This is a genomic window from Streptomyces sp. NPDC057697 (assembly GCF_042799335.1).
Taxonomy (GTDB): domain Bacteria; phylum Actinomycetota; class Actinomycetes; order Streptomycetales; family Streptomycetaceae; genus Streptomyces.
Genome location: NZ_JBHVJA010000008.1, coordinates 198,354 through 213,305, shown reverse-complemented (window position 1 = coordinate 213,305; position 14,952 = coordinate 198,354). Strand labels below are relative to the sequence as shown.

9 protein-coding genes are annotated in these 14,952 nt (G+C 72.7%); 5 read left to right on the top strand and 4 right to left on the bottom strand.

The window, feature by feature from the left end:
* The first annotated feature begins 89 nt into the window (after positions 1 to 89).
* The gene (locus ACFVFH_RS21860; RefSeq protein ID WP_383771253.1) at positions 90 to 629 is read left to right on the top strand and encodes a DUF4232 domain-containing protein; all 540 of its coding nucleotides are present in this window, start codon (positions 90 to 92) and stop codon (positions 627 to 629) included.
* 57 nt (positions 630 to 686) lie between these two features.
* Here ACFVFH_RS21860 and ACFVFH_RS21855 read toward each other — a convergent pair whose 3' ends face one another.
* Both ACFVFH_RS21855 and ACFVFH_RS21850 read right to left on the bottom strand, forming a co-directional pair.
* The gene (locus ACFVFH_RS21855) at positions 687 to 1,949 is read right to left on the bottom strand and encodes a cytochrome P450 (RefSeq protein WP_383771250.1); all 1,263 of its coding nucleotides are present in this window, start codon (positions 1,947 to 1,949) and stop codon (positions 687 to 689) included.
* A complete protein-coding gene (locus tag ACFVFH_RS21850; protein ID WP_383771247.1) occupies positions 1,946 to 3,268 on the bottom strand; it encodes a cytochrome P450 in 1,323 nt (440 codons plus the stop codon). Before ACFVFH_RS21850 ends, ACFVFH_RS21855 begins: the two co-directional genes overlap by 4 nt.
* 336 nt (positions 3,269 to 3,604) lie before the next feature.
* Here ACFVFH_RS21850 and ACFVFH_RS21845 point away from each other — a divergent pair, with 336 nt between their 5' ends.
* On the top strand, positions 3,605 to 6,331 hold the full coding sequence (locus ACFVFH_RS21845) for a TIM-barrel domain-containing protein (protein WP_383771244.1): 2,727 nt from the start codon (positions 3,605 to 3,607) through the stop codon (positions 6,329 to 6,331).
* A 91-nt stretch (positions 6,332 to 6,422) separates the two neighbouring features.
* Here ACFVFH_RS21845 and ACFVFH_RS21840 read toward each other — a convergent pair whose 3' ends face one another.
* Positions 6,423 to 7,289 (bottom strand): SAM-dependent methyltransferase, encoded by an 867-nt coding sequence (locus ACFVFH_RS21840; RefSeq protein WP_383771241.1) that lies wholly within the window; start codon positions 7,287 to 7,289, stop codon positions 6,423 to 6,425.
* A 223-nt stretch (positions 7,290 to 7,512) separates the two neighbouring features.
* On the opposite strand from ACFVFH_RS21840, the gene ACFVFH_RS21835 reads away from it, so the two are divergent.
* Entirely contained in the window at positions 7,513 to 9,408 is a 1,896-nt protein-coding gene (locus ACFVFH_RS21835) for a hypothetical protein (protein ID WP_383771238.1), read from the top strand.
* Between the two features lie 19 nt (positions 9,409 to 9,427).
* Here ACFVFH_RS21835 and ACFVFH_RS21830 read toward each other — a convergent pair whose 3' ends face one another.
* Positions 9,428 to 11,551: a tetratricopeptide repeat protein gene (locus ACFVFH_RS21830; RefSeq protein ID WP_383771234.1), complete on the bottom strand. Its 2,124-nt coding sequence runs from the start codon at positions 11,549 to 11,551 to the stop codon at positions 9,428 to 9,430.
* A gap of 360 nt (positions 11,552 to 11,911) precedes the next feature.
* Between ACFVFH_RS21830 and ACFVFH_RS21825 the strand changes: the two genes are divergently transcribed.
* Positions 11,912 to 13,720 (top strand): AAA family ATPase, encoded by a 1,809-nt coding sequence (locus ACFVFH_RS21825; RefSeq protein WP_383771231.1) that lies wholly within the window; start codon positions 11,912 to 11,914, stop codon positions 13,718 to 13,720.
* Between the two features lie 188 nt (positions 13,721 to 13,908).
* Complete coding sequence (sph, locus tag ACFVFH_RS21820) at positions 13,909 to 14,889, top strand: sphingomyelin phosphodiesterase (RefSeq protein WP_383771228.1); 981 nt, start codon at positions 13,909 to 13,911, stop codon at positions 14,887 to 14,889.
* The last annotated feature ends 63 nt before the right edge of the window (positions 14,890 to 14,952 follow it).

Genomic DNA, 14,952 nt, shown 5'->3' with positions numbered 1-14,952 from the left:
GGTCAGGTCATTCGGTTCACAATGTCCATGTCGGCCCCACCGTCCGGCGGGCCGCCGTCGCAGGCTGTCGATCCAAGGGGAGAAACACCATGCGCCTCCGTTCCGCTCTCGCCCCCGCGCTCTCCGTCGCGGCCGCCCTGGCCCTGACCAGCGCCTTCACCGCGCCGGCCACGGCCGCCACCGCGCCCGCCGGGGCCACGAGCCGCCTGGCGACCTGCCAGGAGAAGGCCCTCGACGTGCGGGCCTCGCCCGGCGCACAGCGGAACGTCGCGCGCGTCAGCGTCACCAACAACGGCGGCGCGGCCTGCGTGGTCGACCGGATCCCCACGGTCACCTTCCGGGGCCTCGACGGCTCGGCCGAGCCCGTACCGCCCGCCGGGAGCGCGCCGTACACGCTCTCCGCCGGGGAGCGGGCGTACGCCGCCGTGCGCACCGCCGACCCGGCGGCCACCGAGGGCCATGTCGTCGGCAGCCTCTCCGTGGCGGCGGACCCCTCGCACGCGGGCGTCACCTTCCGCGCGGGCGCCGTGGGCATGCCCCAGGGGGTCCATGTGTGGGAGCCGGTGACCACGCTGTGGCAGCGGACGCAGGCCGCGGCGGACAGCGCGCTGGCGGGCGCGGGGCGCTGACGGGCGGCCGCGGACCGCGGGACGCGCCGCCGGGGCCCCGGGCGGCCCCGGCGCGCCTCAGCCGTGCAGCAGGACGGGGAAGGCCGCCATGTCGTTCTGGGTCATCACCGGCAGCTTGCGGATCTCGTCGTCCGCGACGGCCGCCCGCAGTCCGGGGAAGCGCCCGAAGAGCGCGGGCAGGGCGATCCCGGCCTCGACGCGGGAGAGTGCCGCCCCGGGGCAGATGTGGGGGCCGTGGCCGAAGGTCATGTGGCGGATCGGGGCCGGCCGGGTGATGTCGAAGGCGTCGGCGTCCGTCCCGTGCTGCTCGGTGTCCCGGCCGATCGCGCGATAGGAGATCACCACGCCCTCGCCCTTCGCGATCACCTCGTCGCCGACGGGGATGTCCTCGGTGGCGAACCGCATCAGCAGATGGGTGGTGGGGGTGTCCCAGCGCAGGGTCTCCTCGATCACCGCCTCCCACGGGATCTCGCCGTCGAGCACCTTGCGCAGCTGGTCGGGGTGGGTGAGCAGGGCCCGTACGGCGTTCAGGATCAGGCCGATGGTGGTCTCGTGACCGGCGGCCACCATCGCCTTGAGGTTGCCCACCACCTCTTCCTCGGTGAGCGGTTCCCCGCCTTCCTCGGCGAGGATCAGCGCGCTGGTGAGGTCGTCGGTGGGGCGTGCGGTCTTCTCGCGCACGAGGGCGGCGTAGAAGACGTCCAGCTCGGCCAGGAGCGCGAGGCGTTCCTCCTGCGGGGTGAGCATGGAGAAGAACGCCTTGTACCGCTGCGTCAGCATGGGGTACTCGGCCTCGTCCACCCCCATCAGCATGCCGACGACCCGCATCGGCAGCGGCTGGGCGAACACGGCCTTGAGGTCGACCACCCCGTCCTCGCTCCGCTCGCTCTGTTCGGCGAGGGCGTCGAGCAGTTCCCCGGTGAACTTCTCGATCTGCGGGCGTATCTCCTCCAGCCTGCGCGGCGTCAGCGCCTGGGAGGTCTTGGCGCGCAGTCGCCGGTGCTCGGCCCCGTCCACGGTGAACATGGAACGTCCGGCATCGATCATGCCGATCAGGGGCCACTCGTGGGTGACCTCGCCGCGCTGCCAGAGCCCCCAGGCGCCGATGTCCTTCACCAGCCGTGGATCGACGAGCAGTTGACGGGCCTGCGCGTGGCGGGTGACGGTCAGGGCCGGTACGCCGAGCAGTTCGATCCTGGCGAGCGGACCGGCTTCGCACAGCCGCTCCGTCTCTCCGTCCAGGTCCTGGACCATCGGGTCGATGACGACGGGTCCGCCGTTCGGGGCGGCGTCCCGGGCAGCGGCGTGCGGACAGTTCACGACGGATCTCCTGTCGGACGTACGGGGGCGAACCGGACGGGCAGGGCGGTCATTCCCCGCAGGAAGGCGGACTGCCTGCGGACCAGCTCGGGCGCGGGAACCGCGAGTTCCAGGTCGGGCAGCCGGTCGAGCAGCACCTCGATCCCGGTGCGGGCGATGATCTCGGCGATCTCCTGGGCCGGGAAGGGACAGCGGTACTCGCCATGGCTGAACGCCAGGTGCGCGCTGTTGCCGCGCCGCCCCGAGGGGCCCGCCGAGGTGGAGAGGTGCCGGCCGATGTGCGGATCGGTGTTGGCGGCGCCCAGGCCCAGCAGCAGCATGTCGCCTGCGCGGATGTCGCGGTCCGCCAGCCGGGTGTCGCGGGCGGCCCAGCGACCGGCGAGGATCTGCGTCGGGCACTCCTCCCAGAGCACCTCGTTCATGGCCTCCGCGACGCTGTGCCGACCGCCGGAGAGCGCCACGGCGAACTGGTCGTCGGTGAGCATCAGCCGGAGCGAGTTGCCGATCCAGTCGGCCGTGGTGAGGTGCCCGGCGGCCGTGATCGCCATCAGGTCGAGCACGTACTCCTCGTCGGTGAACTCACCGGCGTACGCCAGCATGCGGGAGGCCACGTCGTTCCCGGGCGCGGCCCGGCGGGCCGCCAGCAGTCGCCGCATGTGTTCGCCGAACCGCAGATGGGCCTCCTGCGCGCCCGGTCCGCCGTCGGCCAGGGCCCCGAGCACCTCGGCGATCCGGGGCCCGTCCGCGTCGGGGAATCCGACCAGCCGGGCGAGGACGAGGACCGGCAGCGGCACGGCGAAGCCGGCGATCAGGTCCGCCGTACCGCGGTCGCAGAACCCGTCGATGAGCCGGTCCGCCAACTCCTCGCAGTTGCGCCGGAGTTCGAAGTGCTCGACCTCCTCCAGGGCCTGCCCGACCATCGCGGCGTGGCGCCGGTGCTCGGCTCCCGCGGTGAAGTAGATGGACGGCATCGGGCGGCCGACCATCGGCAGCAGCGGCCAGTCCTCGGGGATGCTCCCCCACTGGTTCCACAGCGCCACGTCCCGGGGGAACAACTCGCCGTCGCTGGTGACCTGGTGGAGTTCGCGGTAGCCGACGACCAGCCAGGCCGGGACCCCGCCGGGCAGCTCCACGGGCACGACGGGGCCGTGTTCGTTCCGCATGGCGCGGTAGACGACATGGGGTTCGGTGTGGAACCGGGGGCCGCTGAGGGGCACGGCGGACGTGCCGCCACCGGCGGGGCAGCCTCCCACCGGGGACGGCGGGGGCGGCGAGGACGGGGCAGGGCGCTCGGGCACCGCTGACGCGGGCGTCGTCATCGTACGGAATCTCCTGTGACGAAGGCTTCGCTCGTTGCGGTGGTCGGTTGATCAACGCGGCTTCACTATAGGGAAATTCAGTGAGTCTTTCGGCACTATTCACAACCATTCTCGCCACTCTTCCGATTCAAGAAGACCGTTTTCTGAGCATCACTGATCAAAAGAGGTGGGATGTGACACGCCTCCCCGACGAACTCCCGCCCGGATCGAGCCACTTCGCCGCAGGGCGGCATTCGGGCACGGTCAGGAATGGGCAGGCATGGACCATGGGCCGGAACATTGACATGCACCGGTCGCACGGTGAATTCTGATGCTCGAATCTCCAGAGTTTCAATCATGTCTGCGCAGGCATCGCCTACTTCACTGTTCGGTACGAACGGAGAACACTCCTTGCGGATCCTTCAGAACCGTTCCGGCCAGGCGGCGGCCGGCACGCTGTCGGTGATCGTCCTCGCGCTCACCGCGCTGACCGCCCCGGCCCCGCGGGCCCACGCCGCAGCCACGCCCTCGGGCACCCTGGACGGCACCACGAAGAACGTGACGTGGCAGAGCCCGGTCTACCCGAAGGGCACCGTCGACTCGCCCACGAAGTGCGGCACGGCCGCCGAGGACCCGGACAACGCGGTCTGCGCCCGGTTCGACCTCACCGTCGACCCGCCCGCGGGCCAGTGGGACGACAACCCCGAGGGCGGAGTCCCCGTCTCCATCCAGTGGGAGACGCCCACCGACGACTTCGACATGTACATCTACGACTCGGCCGGCAAGCAGGTGGCGTCCAGCGCGGGCACCGCCGACCCCGAGTCCACGGTCGTCCCGAAGGCCTCCGGGACGTACCACGTGGTCGTCGTCCCCTACGACGTGCACGACAACTCGTTCACCGGAACGGCCTATCTCCCGGAGGCCACCGACGCCGGGAACCTCACCGGCTTCGGCGGCGCGCACGGCAGGTACGAGATCCGGGCCGGTGCGCTCAAGGCGCGCGCCGAGTTCTTCACCGACGACACCCTGCGGCTCCAGGCATCCCCGGACGGCGTGCTCGCCGACCCGAAGGACAGCCACATGATCCGGCGGCAGCCCACCGCCCAGCCACGCACCAGCACCTTCGACGCGGGCGGCTACTACGGCATCCGCTCCAAGGGCGTGGTCCTGCGCGTCTACAAGAAGCCGCTGCGCTTCGGCCTCTACAAGGCCGACAACCGCACGGCCATCTGGCAGGAGGCCGATCCGCTGCGCTGGACCGGCGGCGGCATGCGGCAGAGCCTGAAGCGCGGCACCGACGAGCAGTTCTTCGGCGGGGGCGAGCAGAACGGCAGCTTCTCGCACCGCGGCCAGGTGATGAACGTCGGCAACAACACCAACTGGAACGAGGGCGGTTACAACAACTCCCAGCCGTTCTACCTCTCCACGGCGGGCTACGGCGTCTTCCGCAACACCATGACGCCCGGCATCTACGACTTCGGCGCACCGGTCCGCACCGGCCAGCAGGAACGGCGCCTGGACGCCTACTACTTCACCGGTGACACCAAGACGGTCATCGGCAAGTACACCTCCCTGGTGGGCAAGCCGTTCATGCCGCCGGTCTACGGGCTGGAGCCCGGCTCCGCCGACTGCTACCTCCACAACGCCAACCGGGGCGAGCGCCACACCCTCGACGCGCTGAAGGTCTCCGACAGCTACGTCGACAACGGGATGCCACTCGGCTGGATGCTCGTCAACGACGGCTACGGCTGCGGCTACGAGGACCTCGCCCAGGCGGGGACCGGCCTCAACAAGAACCACGCCCAGCTCGGCCTCTGGACGCAGAACGGCCTGCCCGACGAGGCCGCGGAGGCCAAGGCCGGGGTGCGCGTCCGCAAGCTGGACGTCGCCTGGGTCGGCGGCGGATACGGCTTCGCCCTGGACGCCTGCGACCAGGCCAAGGCCGGGATCGAGAACAACAGCGACGCCCGCGGCTTCGTCTGGCTGCCCGTGTCCTGGGCCGGTGCGCAGCGCTGCGGTGTGCTGTGGAGCGGCGACCAGAGCCTGTCCTGGGACTTCATCCGCTGGCAGATCCCGACCTATGCCGGCGCGACGATGTCCGGCATCGCGTACAACACGGGCGACGTCGGCAGCATCTACCGCCACGACCCCGAGATGTACACCCGTGACCTGCAGTGGAAGTCCTTCCTCCCGGCCATCATGACGATGGACGGCTGGGCCAGCGACATCACCACCAAGCAGCCGCACGACCAGCAGCCCTGGCTGGACGGCGAGCCGTACACCTCCATCAACCGCAAGTACCTCCAGCTGAAGGAACGGCTGCTGCCGTACATGTACACCCTGTCGAAGGAGGCCACGAAGACCGGTGTCGGCGCGGTCCGGCCGCTCGCCCTGGAGTACCCCGACGACCCGGCGGCGCTCGGTCCGGACGCCAGGTACGAGTTCCTCGCCGGACCCGACTTCCTGGTCGCGCCGGTGTACAGCGACACGGACGTCCGGGACGGCATCTACCTGCCGAAGGGCACCTGGACCGACTACTGGACGGGCAGGACGTACCAGGGCCCGACCACGGTCGACGGCTACAAGGCGCCGCTGGACACCCTGCCGCTCTTCGTCAAGGGCGGCTCCATCGTGCCGATGTGGCCGAAGGGCACCGTGTCCTGGGAGTCCCGGGACAGGACCCGGCTCGGCTACGACATCCACCCGCAGGGCACCACGGACTACACCCTCTACGAGGACGACGGCGTGACGCGGAAGTTCGCGGAGGGGGCCTCGGCCACCCAGCACGTGAAGGTCCGGGCACCCGCCCGGGGCAGGAAGGGCGGCACCACCGTCACGATCGGCGCGAGCGTGGGCCATTACGCGGGCAAGGTGTCCGCCCGCGCCTACGACCTCACCGTGCACGGCGGGAGCGCCCCGTCGCAGGTCGTCATGGGCCACACCCGGCTGCACCGGCTGAACTCGGCGGCCGGGCTCGCCGCGGCCGGCTCGGGCTGGTTCACCGATCCGGCGACCGGGATCACGGAGATCAAGACGCCGTCCGTCTCCACCGGGCGCGGCTTCACCGTCGAACTGCGGAAGTAGGCGACGCGCGCGGTCCCCGGCCGCGCGCCGGGACCCGGCCGGGGGCCGTCCGTGGACGGCCCCCGGTCCGTGCCCCGGGGCCCGGGGCCCGCTACGGCTTACGGGCGACCGCGCCGTAGATCGGCACCGGGCGGGTCTCCACCGGAAGGTCGCCGAGGCTGAGTTCCGGATGCCAGTCGACGACCTGGACCAGGCCCGGTTCCACCACTTCCAGCCCCTCGAAGAACCGGCCCACACCACGGCGCGACCTCGGCACGAGCGTCACACCGCCCGCCGCGTACGAGGCCACTCCCTTCTCCACGCTCTCGGGGTCGAAGTCGCCGGTGAGCTGCGACAGCACCAGGAAGCTCCCGGCGGGGAGCCGCTCCACCAGACGTTCCACCAGCGCGTACGCCCCCTCGCTCCTCCCCGCTCCGTGGCCGTCGCCGTCGCCGTCGCCGATGAAGTGCAGCAGCGCGACGAGGGAGAGCGCGACGGGCCGGTCGAAGTCGATCACGTCGGCGGCGAGCCGGAGGATTTTCTCCGGTTCCCGTACATCGGCGTCGAGGTAGGCCGTCGCCCCGTCGGGGGTCCCGCTCAGGAGTGCCTCGGCGTGGGCGAGGACGATGGGGTCGTTGTCCACGTACACGACCCGGGCGTCGGGGGCGGTGCTCCGGACGACCTGGTGGAGGTTGGGCTCGGTGGGGATGCCGGAACCGATGTCGAGGAACTGCCGTATCCCCGCCTCCCCCGCCAGCCAGCGCATCGCACGGTGCATGAACCACCGGTTGTGGCGCGCGATGCGCTTCGTGTCCGGCGAGAGCCCGGCGATCTGCCGGCCGAGCTCCTCGTCGACGGGATAGTTGTCCTTCCCGCCGAGGAACCAGTCGTACACCCGCGCGGGATGCGGCCTGGTGGTGTCGATGCGGTCCGGCTCCGGCCCGGTGGACGGGGCGGCGGGCGGCTGATGCGCACTCATGGAGACCTCCGGGCACGAAAGCGATCAAGCTATGGCCTCAACCTACCCGGGCGTCGCCGTAGTTGGGGCGGGATGCGCCACGGCGTGTGTCCTCCGGGCGCCGGGCCCGGGTCCGGGGGACACCCGGACCGCGTCCCCGTGATGGCCCCGGCGGCCGTCGTGCTGGTTGACTGTCGTGGCCGCTCGCGTGGGCGGCACGGCCCCCGCGAGGGGGCCGGGGCGGATGAGGGGCGTGCGGATGGGGTACGGGCGGGCCGACCGGGTGCGGGTGCCGGTGGGGGACGACGCGGCGCGGTGGGCGACGCGGGGGACGTGCCTGCGGGTGCTGGTCGTCGTGCACAACGTCACGTCCGCGACGCGGCTGCTCGATGTACTGCCGCTCTTCGACGACGACCTGCGCGTCCAGCTCCTGGTGACCTGCACGGGTTCCTCGGCATTCGCGGCCGGGACCGCCGAGCTGCTGGCCGACACGGGGATTCCGGTACTGCCGTGGGAGCAGGCGGCCGAGACGCGGGTGGACCTGGTGGTGTCCGCCAGCTTCGGCGGCCAACTGGATGTATTTTCAGGCAAGTTGACCATTCTTTCGCACGGCGTTGGATATACTAAGAGGCTGGCGACGCCGGACGCCGGACGCCGGACGCCGGACGCCGGACGCCGGACGCCGGACGCCGGACGCCGGACGCCGGACGCCGGGTCGGGGGCGAGGGCCGGGGCGGCGCCCGCGCCCGTGTTCGGGCTCGCGCCCGAGTGGCTGCTGACGCCCCGAGGCACTCCCCTCGCGGACGCGCTCGTGCTCTCCCACCCCGAACAGGCCGAGCGGCTGCGTGCCGCCTGCCCCGAGGCCGCGCCGACCGCCGTGCTCGCCGGGGACCCCTGCTACGACCGGATGCTCGCCGCACGGCCGTACCGCGCCCGCTTCCGCCGTGCGCTGGGGGTCCGGCCGGGACAGCGACTGGTGCTGCTCAACTCGACCTGGAACCCGCAGTCGCTCTTCGGTGACGGCGGAAGGCCCCCGGAGGGCGGTGATGTCATCGCCGCCCTGCTCGACCGGTTCGCCGACGAATTCCCCGTGGACGAATACCGGTTCGCGGCCGTACTGCACCCCAACATCTGGCACGGGCACGGTCCGGGCCAGATCCGTTCCTGGCTCGATCGGGCGCGGCGCGCCGGAATGGCGCTGATCGACCCGCTGGACGGCTGGCGGCAGGCGCTGCTGGCCGCCGACGCCGTCATCGGGGACCACGGCTCCGTGACCTACTACGCGGCCGCCCTCGGCACCCCGGTGCTCCTGGGCGCCGCACCGCTCGACGCCCTCGACCCCGACGCGCCGATCTCCTCGTTCATGCGGGAGGCGCCACGGCTCGTCCCCGAAGCGCCGCTGGCCCCCCAGATCGAGGAACTCATCGTGCGTCACCGGCCGTTGCCGGGCCCCGCCGCGTTCACCACCTCCGTGCCGGGCGAGTCGGCGGTCCGGCTCAGGAGGCTCTTCTACTCGATGATGGGGGCGCCGGAACCGGACCGGCCCGCGTCGCTGGAGCCGCTCCCGCTGCCCGGATACGAGGCGGCGACCGTCACCGTCCCCCTGCATGTCCTGTCCCGGGTGCTCGGGCCCGGGGAGGTGGCGATCAGCCGCTGGGCGGGCCGGAGCCCGGCGGACGGTGGCTCGGGCCCCGGCGGCGAACTGCACATCGCCGTCCACGAGGACACCCGTGACGCGGACCGGCTGGACCTGGCCGACCTCGTCTTCCGCGACGGTGCGCCCGACGATCCGCGCTTCGGCTCCCCGTCGCTCTGGACCGCCGAGGTGCTCCGCCGCCATCCGGGCTGTGCCCTGGCGGCCTACACCACCGGACCGTCCGCCTGCGTGGTCCGGGTACGCGGCCGGGCGCCGCTCCGGCTGGCGGCGGTGCCCGGGTCCGGTGCGCAGAACGGCCCCGCCGTGGACCCCGCCGTGTACGCCTCCGCCCTCCACGCCTGGCTGGCCGCGGGCGGCCACGATCCGGCGGAGACCGGCCGCAGGCTCGCCCGGGTCGTCGCCCACGGCCTCTCCGTACGGACGGGTACCGGGCTGCACCGCGTCCGGGTCGTTCCGTCGGCGGCCGCGGAGGCCGGGGGCTGAGCCGGGCGCGAAGGAGGGCTCACTCCGTGCCGCAGTCCTCCCGCATCCGCCGGAGGATCCGCAGCTGGTACTCGGCGTTCTGGCCGTCGAGCGTGGTGATCGCCGCCTCGATCAACGGCAGCGCCGCTCCGGTGTCCTCCTCGTCCAGCCAGGTCCCGGCCAGGTCCGTGAGCGTCCGGGCCGTGTTGTACGCATCGCCGCTCGTACGGAAGTACCGGAGCGCGGCCTCCAGCTTCTCCCGGGCCGCCGCCCGCTGCCCCGAACCGCGCAGCGCCCGTCCGCGATGACGCTCCAGCAGGGCGCGGGCGCGCGGCAGGTCCGCGGTCCCCTCGTCCTGATCGCCCAGCGTGTCCAGGATGGCGCCCGCCTCGTCGAAGCACGCGTACGCCTCCTCGTTCCGCCACTGGCGCAGTCTCAGCAGCCCCAGGAACTCGACGGCCGAGGCGTGGCCCCGCTTGTGGCCGGCCGCCTCCTCGGCCCTCGCCGCCGCCCGTGCCTCCGTCTCCGCCTCGTCCCAGCGCTTCAGCTCGGTGAGGGTGTGGGCGAGTTGTGCGTGCAGCGCTCCGGCGTCGGGGCTCAGGGGGTCCCGGGCGTCGGCGAGCCGCGCCCCGACGCGGAGGGCGGGCAGCAGCACCTCGTGGTGGCCCGCCTTGAGCTGGAGCGGCCACAGGGCCCGGCAGAGGCGTACGGCGGTGTCCGGGTCGCCGGACTCCTCGGCGCAGCGCACCGCCTCGACCAGGTTGCCCAGCTCGGCGAGGAGTGCGCCGAGGGCGGCGCCCTCGTCCTCGTGGCTCCGGCCGGTGCGTCCGCCGGTGGGTGCGGGGACGCGCCAGCTCCTGGGGAGCGCCTGGTGGGCGGCCGAGGCCGCCAGGTCCGCGTACCCGGTCAGGGAGAGGTGGAGGGCCGCCGAGCAGGCCGCGATGCCGTCCTCCCGGATCGCGGCGGCCTCGGCGTGTGCGCGGATTCCCGGGCGGTAGTGGTAGCGGCCGTCGGCGGTCCCGCGCTCCAGGAGCATCCGGTCGGCGAGTCCGTCCAGGAGTTCCGCCGCCTCGTCGTGGTCCCGGCCGGTGGTCCGGGCGGCCGCGGCGGCGTCGAACGCGGGCCAGGGGCGCAGGGCCATCAGCCGGTACAGCCGCGCGGACTGCGGCGTCAGAAGGCGGTAGTTGTCCTCGGCGGCGCCGCGCACCGGGTCGCCGTCCGCCCCGGCGGGGCGCGGCGGGAGCGTGGGAGCGGAGAGCTGGTGGGCCGCGGCGCGCAGGGCGTACGGGGATCCGCCGCAGCGCTGGAGCAGCGAGGGCAGCGTGGCACGCGCGGCATTGATCGTGGACTTGTCGGTGATGTCGGTGAGCAGGCGCACCGCGTCCCGGTCCGAGAGCGGGCCGACGGGCACGCGCACGGCGTCGATGCCGGGGAACGGGTTCCGGGCGACCAGGATCGTGAACACCCCGGGCGCCGGGGTCAGGAAGGGCCTCACCTGCCCGGCGGAGTACGCGTGGTCGAGCACCACCAGGAGCCCGCGGTCCGCCACACGGTCACGGTAGAACGCGCCCAGCTCGTCGGTCCCGGTCGGCATCTCCTCGTCCGGCACGCGCAGTTGACGCAGGAGGGCGCGGAGCACGGTCCCGGTGTCGCGGGCGCCGCCGGAGCCTCCCGCGCCGAGGTCGGCGTAGATCTGGCCGTCCGGGAAGAGGCGGGTCGGCTGCGCTCCGAAGTGCACGGCGAGCGTGCTGGACCCCATGCCGTCCGGGCCGTGCACCAGGGCGATCCGGGGCCGTCCGTCCGGGCGGCGGGACGCCTCCCGCCGGAGTTGCCTCATCGCCTCCTTGCGGTCCGTGAAGAACCTGATGGAGGAGGGCAGGTCGGACCGTACGGCCCCGGTCGCGGCGGGGGCCCTGCGCACCCGTGCCGCGAACGCGGTCCAGGAGGCGGCGGCCCGGGGATCGGACCGGATGTGGTCGTGGACCATGCGGGCCACCTCGTCCCGCTCGTCCTGGGCCACGGGGGCGGGGACCTCGCGGCCCACGATCCTTCGGACCGCGCCGCCGGTGGACTCCCAGGCCCATTTGCCGGCCTCGTTGGCCATCCCCGAGCCGACCGCGCCGAGTACCGCCGAAATCGCCGCCACCGAAGTGGGATCCAGCATGTCGCGCACTCCTCGTTCCCGGTGTTCCGCGCGGTGCGCCCTCCCCGGCACCGTCGCTGCCACCGTGCGGAGCCACGTTAGCGCCAGACGGGTCCCGGTTCCCCGGACTTCGCGGTGGTGTTCTTCCGTGCCGGGCGCGGTCCGGCCGTTCGTCCGTCCTGGAACAGGTGTACCGGCGGCGCCCGGACGGGCCGGGCGGTCCGGTGCCGCCGGCGTGTGCGCCGAACCGGCGGGGCGGGCGCCGGACATATTCACCGGCCGTCGGGCCGTGTTGGATATCCTGGCGGTTGTTCCAGGTCGTCACGGCGAGCCCCGTCGGCCGTCGGCGCGCGGGCCGGGGGCCCGTCGAGGGGAGTAACTGTGCAGGGAGCAGCCGCACACCGGGGTTCGGCCAGGAAGGCGGAGCAGGCCTGGCAGCAGGCGATGGTCCTGTTCCAGCAGGGCGATCAGGCGGCCGCTGCCGAGCGGTTCTCGTTCGCCGCGGCACACGATCCGCAGGCCGCCGATGCCTGGCTGGGGCTGCACGCGACCGGGCAGCGTCAGAAGGAGGCGCTGGACGGCATGGTCCGGGCCTCCGGTTCGTTCGGCGCGCTGCGTGCGAAGTTCGGGATGCCGCTCCGCTCCCGGTTCCAGCTCGGCCACTACGTCACCTTCCGGCTCGAAAGCGCCCGTGACCTCTGGGTCGCGGCCATGACCTCGCTGCTGGACACCGGGCAGCTCGACGACGCCTGGGCCGGGCTCTCCACGGCGCAACTGGACTGCGACGAGACCCGGTTCGTCTGCACCCGGTACGCCTTCCTCAAGGAGGACTGGTCCCTGGTCCTGCGTTTCGCCCCGGGGATCCGCGACGCGTTCCTGCACGACGAGGCGCAGTTGTACGTGGGTGCGGCGCTGTTCGCGCAGGGTGTGTGCCACGAGGCGCTGAACGTACTGGCCGAGCTGCCGGGAAAGCTGGAGTCCGGAAGCCGTTTCGACGCCGAGGTCAAGTACTTCATGGGCCGCTCGCTGGAGTCGTTGGGCCGCCCGGAGGAGGCGCTGAAGCGGTATCAGTACGCGTTCCGGTGCGCGCCCGGCCTCTTCGACGTGGACGTACGGGCGCAGGCGCGCTCGGCGGCTCCGACGGCCTCGTCGGTGGCAGGGGCGCCCCCGGCCGCCTCCCCCGCGCCTTCCGCGCCGCCCTCCGCGGGTGTCCCCGGGGCCCGTACCGCCGCGCCGGGCTCCGGGCCCACGGCCCCCGCGGCCGGTCCGGGCCCCGAGGAGGGCGCGGGGGACGGGCTCTCCCCGCAGGAGATGGCGCGGCTGCTCGCGGAGGCCCAGGAGGCGCTGGACGGCATGATCGGCCTGGAGCCGGTGAAGCGGCAGGTCCTCACGCTGATCGCGCAACTGCGCATGGCGGCGCTCCGGGAGGAACAGGGACTGCCCAGCGGCGCCCGGCCCCGGCACTTCGTCTTCGCGGGTCCGCCCGGCACCGGCAAGACCACCGTCGCCCGCATCATCGGCAAGGTCTTCGCCGGTCTGGGGCTGCTGCGTTCCGGCCATGTCGTCGAGGCCCAGCGCGTCGATCTCGTCGGGCAGCACCTCGGGTCCACCGCCATCAAGACCAGCAAGGTCATCGACTCCGCCCTGAACGGCGTGCTGTTCATCGACGAGGCGTACGCCCTGTCCAACAGCGGGTACAGCGGTGGCGACGCGTTCGGCGACGAGGCGCTCCAGGTGCTCCTGAAGCGGGCCGAGGACGACCGGGACCGGCTCGTCGTCGTACTCGCCGGGTACCGCGAGGAGATGACGGGGCTGCTCGCCGCCAACCCGGGGCTGGTGTCCCGGTTCAACACCCGCGTCGACTTCCCTTCGTACTCCGCCCGGGAGCTGCTGCTGATCGCCCGGTCCGTCCTGGCGGGCCAGGGCGACGAACCCGACGAGGGGGCCGCGGCGGCGCTCGGCGCGCTCTTCGAGTCGGCGGTGGACGGAGGCATGGCCGACACCCTGGGCAATGCCCGCTTCGCCCGCGAGCTCTGCCAGAAGGCCACCGCGCAGCGGGATCTGCGGCTGTACGCCGAGCACGCGGGCGGCACGACGCCCAGCAGGCAGGAAATGATCACGGTGCTCCCCGAGGACGTGCTGGCGGCCCACCAGGAGCTCATGGAGTCCCACGGGGACGCGGCGCGCTGATCGGGGAGCCGCGGCCCCGGGCCGGGGCGTCGTAGGGGCCGGTGCGGCCGGGCGCCGCCCGACGAGGGGGCGCGTCCATGCGTTCCGGTCGCGGCCAGACGGAGGGCATCCGATGTCTACCCACGGGTAACTCCCGCTGCTTTGATGGGCGGCACCACCTTCCGCCCCCTCTCGCACCAGGAGAACCCGTGCCGAATCCCGCGATCCGCCGCATCTCCGGCGCAACCCTGGCCGCCGCACTGGCCGCCGCGACCCTGGCCGTCGGCGCACCGCAGGCGTCGGCGGAGCCGACCCCGTCCTTGCGCGTCCTCTCGTACAACACCTTCCTCATGAGCAAGAACTTGTACCCGAACTGGGGGCAGGACCACCGGGCCGCCGAGATCGCGAAGGCGCCCTTCTTCCAGGGCAATGACGTCGTCGTGCTCCAGGAGGCGTTCGACAACTCCGCGTCCGACGCGCTGCTGCGCGACGCCGCCGCCCGGTATCCGTACCGGACACCGGTGGTGGGCCGGAGCAGGAGCGGCTGGGACGCGACCGGCGGGGCCTACTCGGCGCTCACTCCGGAGGACGGCGGTGTCACGATACTGAGCAAGTGGCCCGCCGTCCGCAAGGAACAGCACATCTACAAGGACGCCTGCGGCAGCGACAGCTGGTCCAACAAGGGCTTCGCCTACGTGGAACTGGACGTCCGGGGCGTCCGGGTCCATGTGGTGGGCACCCACACGCAGTCCACCGACCCGGGCTGCAAGGCGGGCGAGGCCGCCGCCAAGCGCCGTCTTCAGTTCCGGCAGATCGACGCCTTCCTCGACGCCAAGAACATCCCGGCCTCCGAACAGGTCGTCGTGGCGGGGGACTTCAATGTCGACTCGCGCTCCGCCGAGTTCGCGTCGATGCTCGACGACGCCGGACTGACCGCGGCCGACGCCCGCACCGGTCACCCGTACTCCTTCGACACCCGGGAGAACTCGATCGCCGCCGACCGCTACCCCGACGACCCCCGCGAGGACCTCGACCACGTACTGCACCGCGTCGGGCACGCCCGGCCGCAGGGGTGGACGAACGAGGTGGTCAAGGAGGAGACCGTGCCCTGGACCGTGAGCAGCTGGGGTACCGACTACACGTACACGAACCTCTCCGACCACTACCCGCTGGTCGCGTCGGTCCGGTAGCGCTCCCGCTCCACGGGCCGGGTCCGCGCGGTCCTCTACGATCGTCCGCGTGTGCGCAAACGT

Bases quoted from the DNA above. Each gene is read 5' to 3' on its own strand.
- ACFVFH_RS21860 (WP_383771253.1), top strand. From the start codon at position 90: ATGCGCCTCCGTTCCGCTCTCGCCCCCGCGCTCTCCGTCGCGGCCGCC.
- ACFVFH_RS21830 (WP_383771234.1), bottom strand. From the start codon at position 11,551: ATGCTGGATCCCACTTCGGTGGCGGCGATTTCGGCGGTACTCGGCGCG.
- ACFVFH_RS21840 (WP_383771241.1), bottom strand. From the start codon at position 7,289: ATGAGTGCGCATCAGCCGCCCGCCGCCCCGTCCACCGGGCCGGAGCCG.
- ACFVFH_RS21845 (WP_383771244.1), top strand. From the start codon at position 3,605: ATGTCTGCGCAGGCATCGCCTACTTCACTGTTCGGTACGAACGGAGAA.
- ACFVFH_RS21850 (WP_383771247.1), bottom strand. From the start codon at position 3,268: ATGACGACGCCCGCGTCAGCGGTGCCCGAGCGCCCTGCCCCGTCCTCG.
- ACFVFH_RS21835 (WP_383771238.1), top strand. From the start codon at position 7,513: ATGAGGGGCGTGCGGATGGGGTACGGGCGGGCCGACCGGGTGCGGGTG.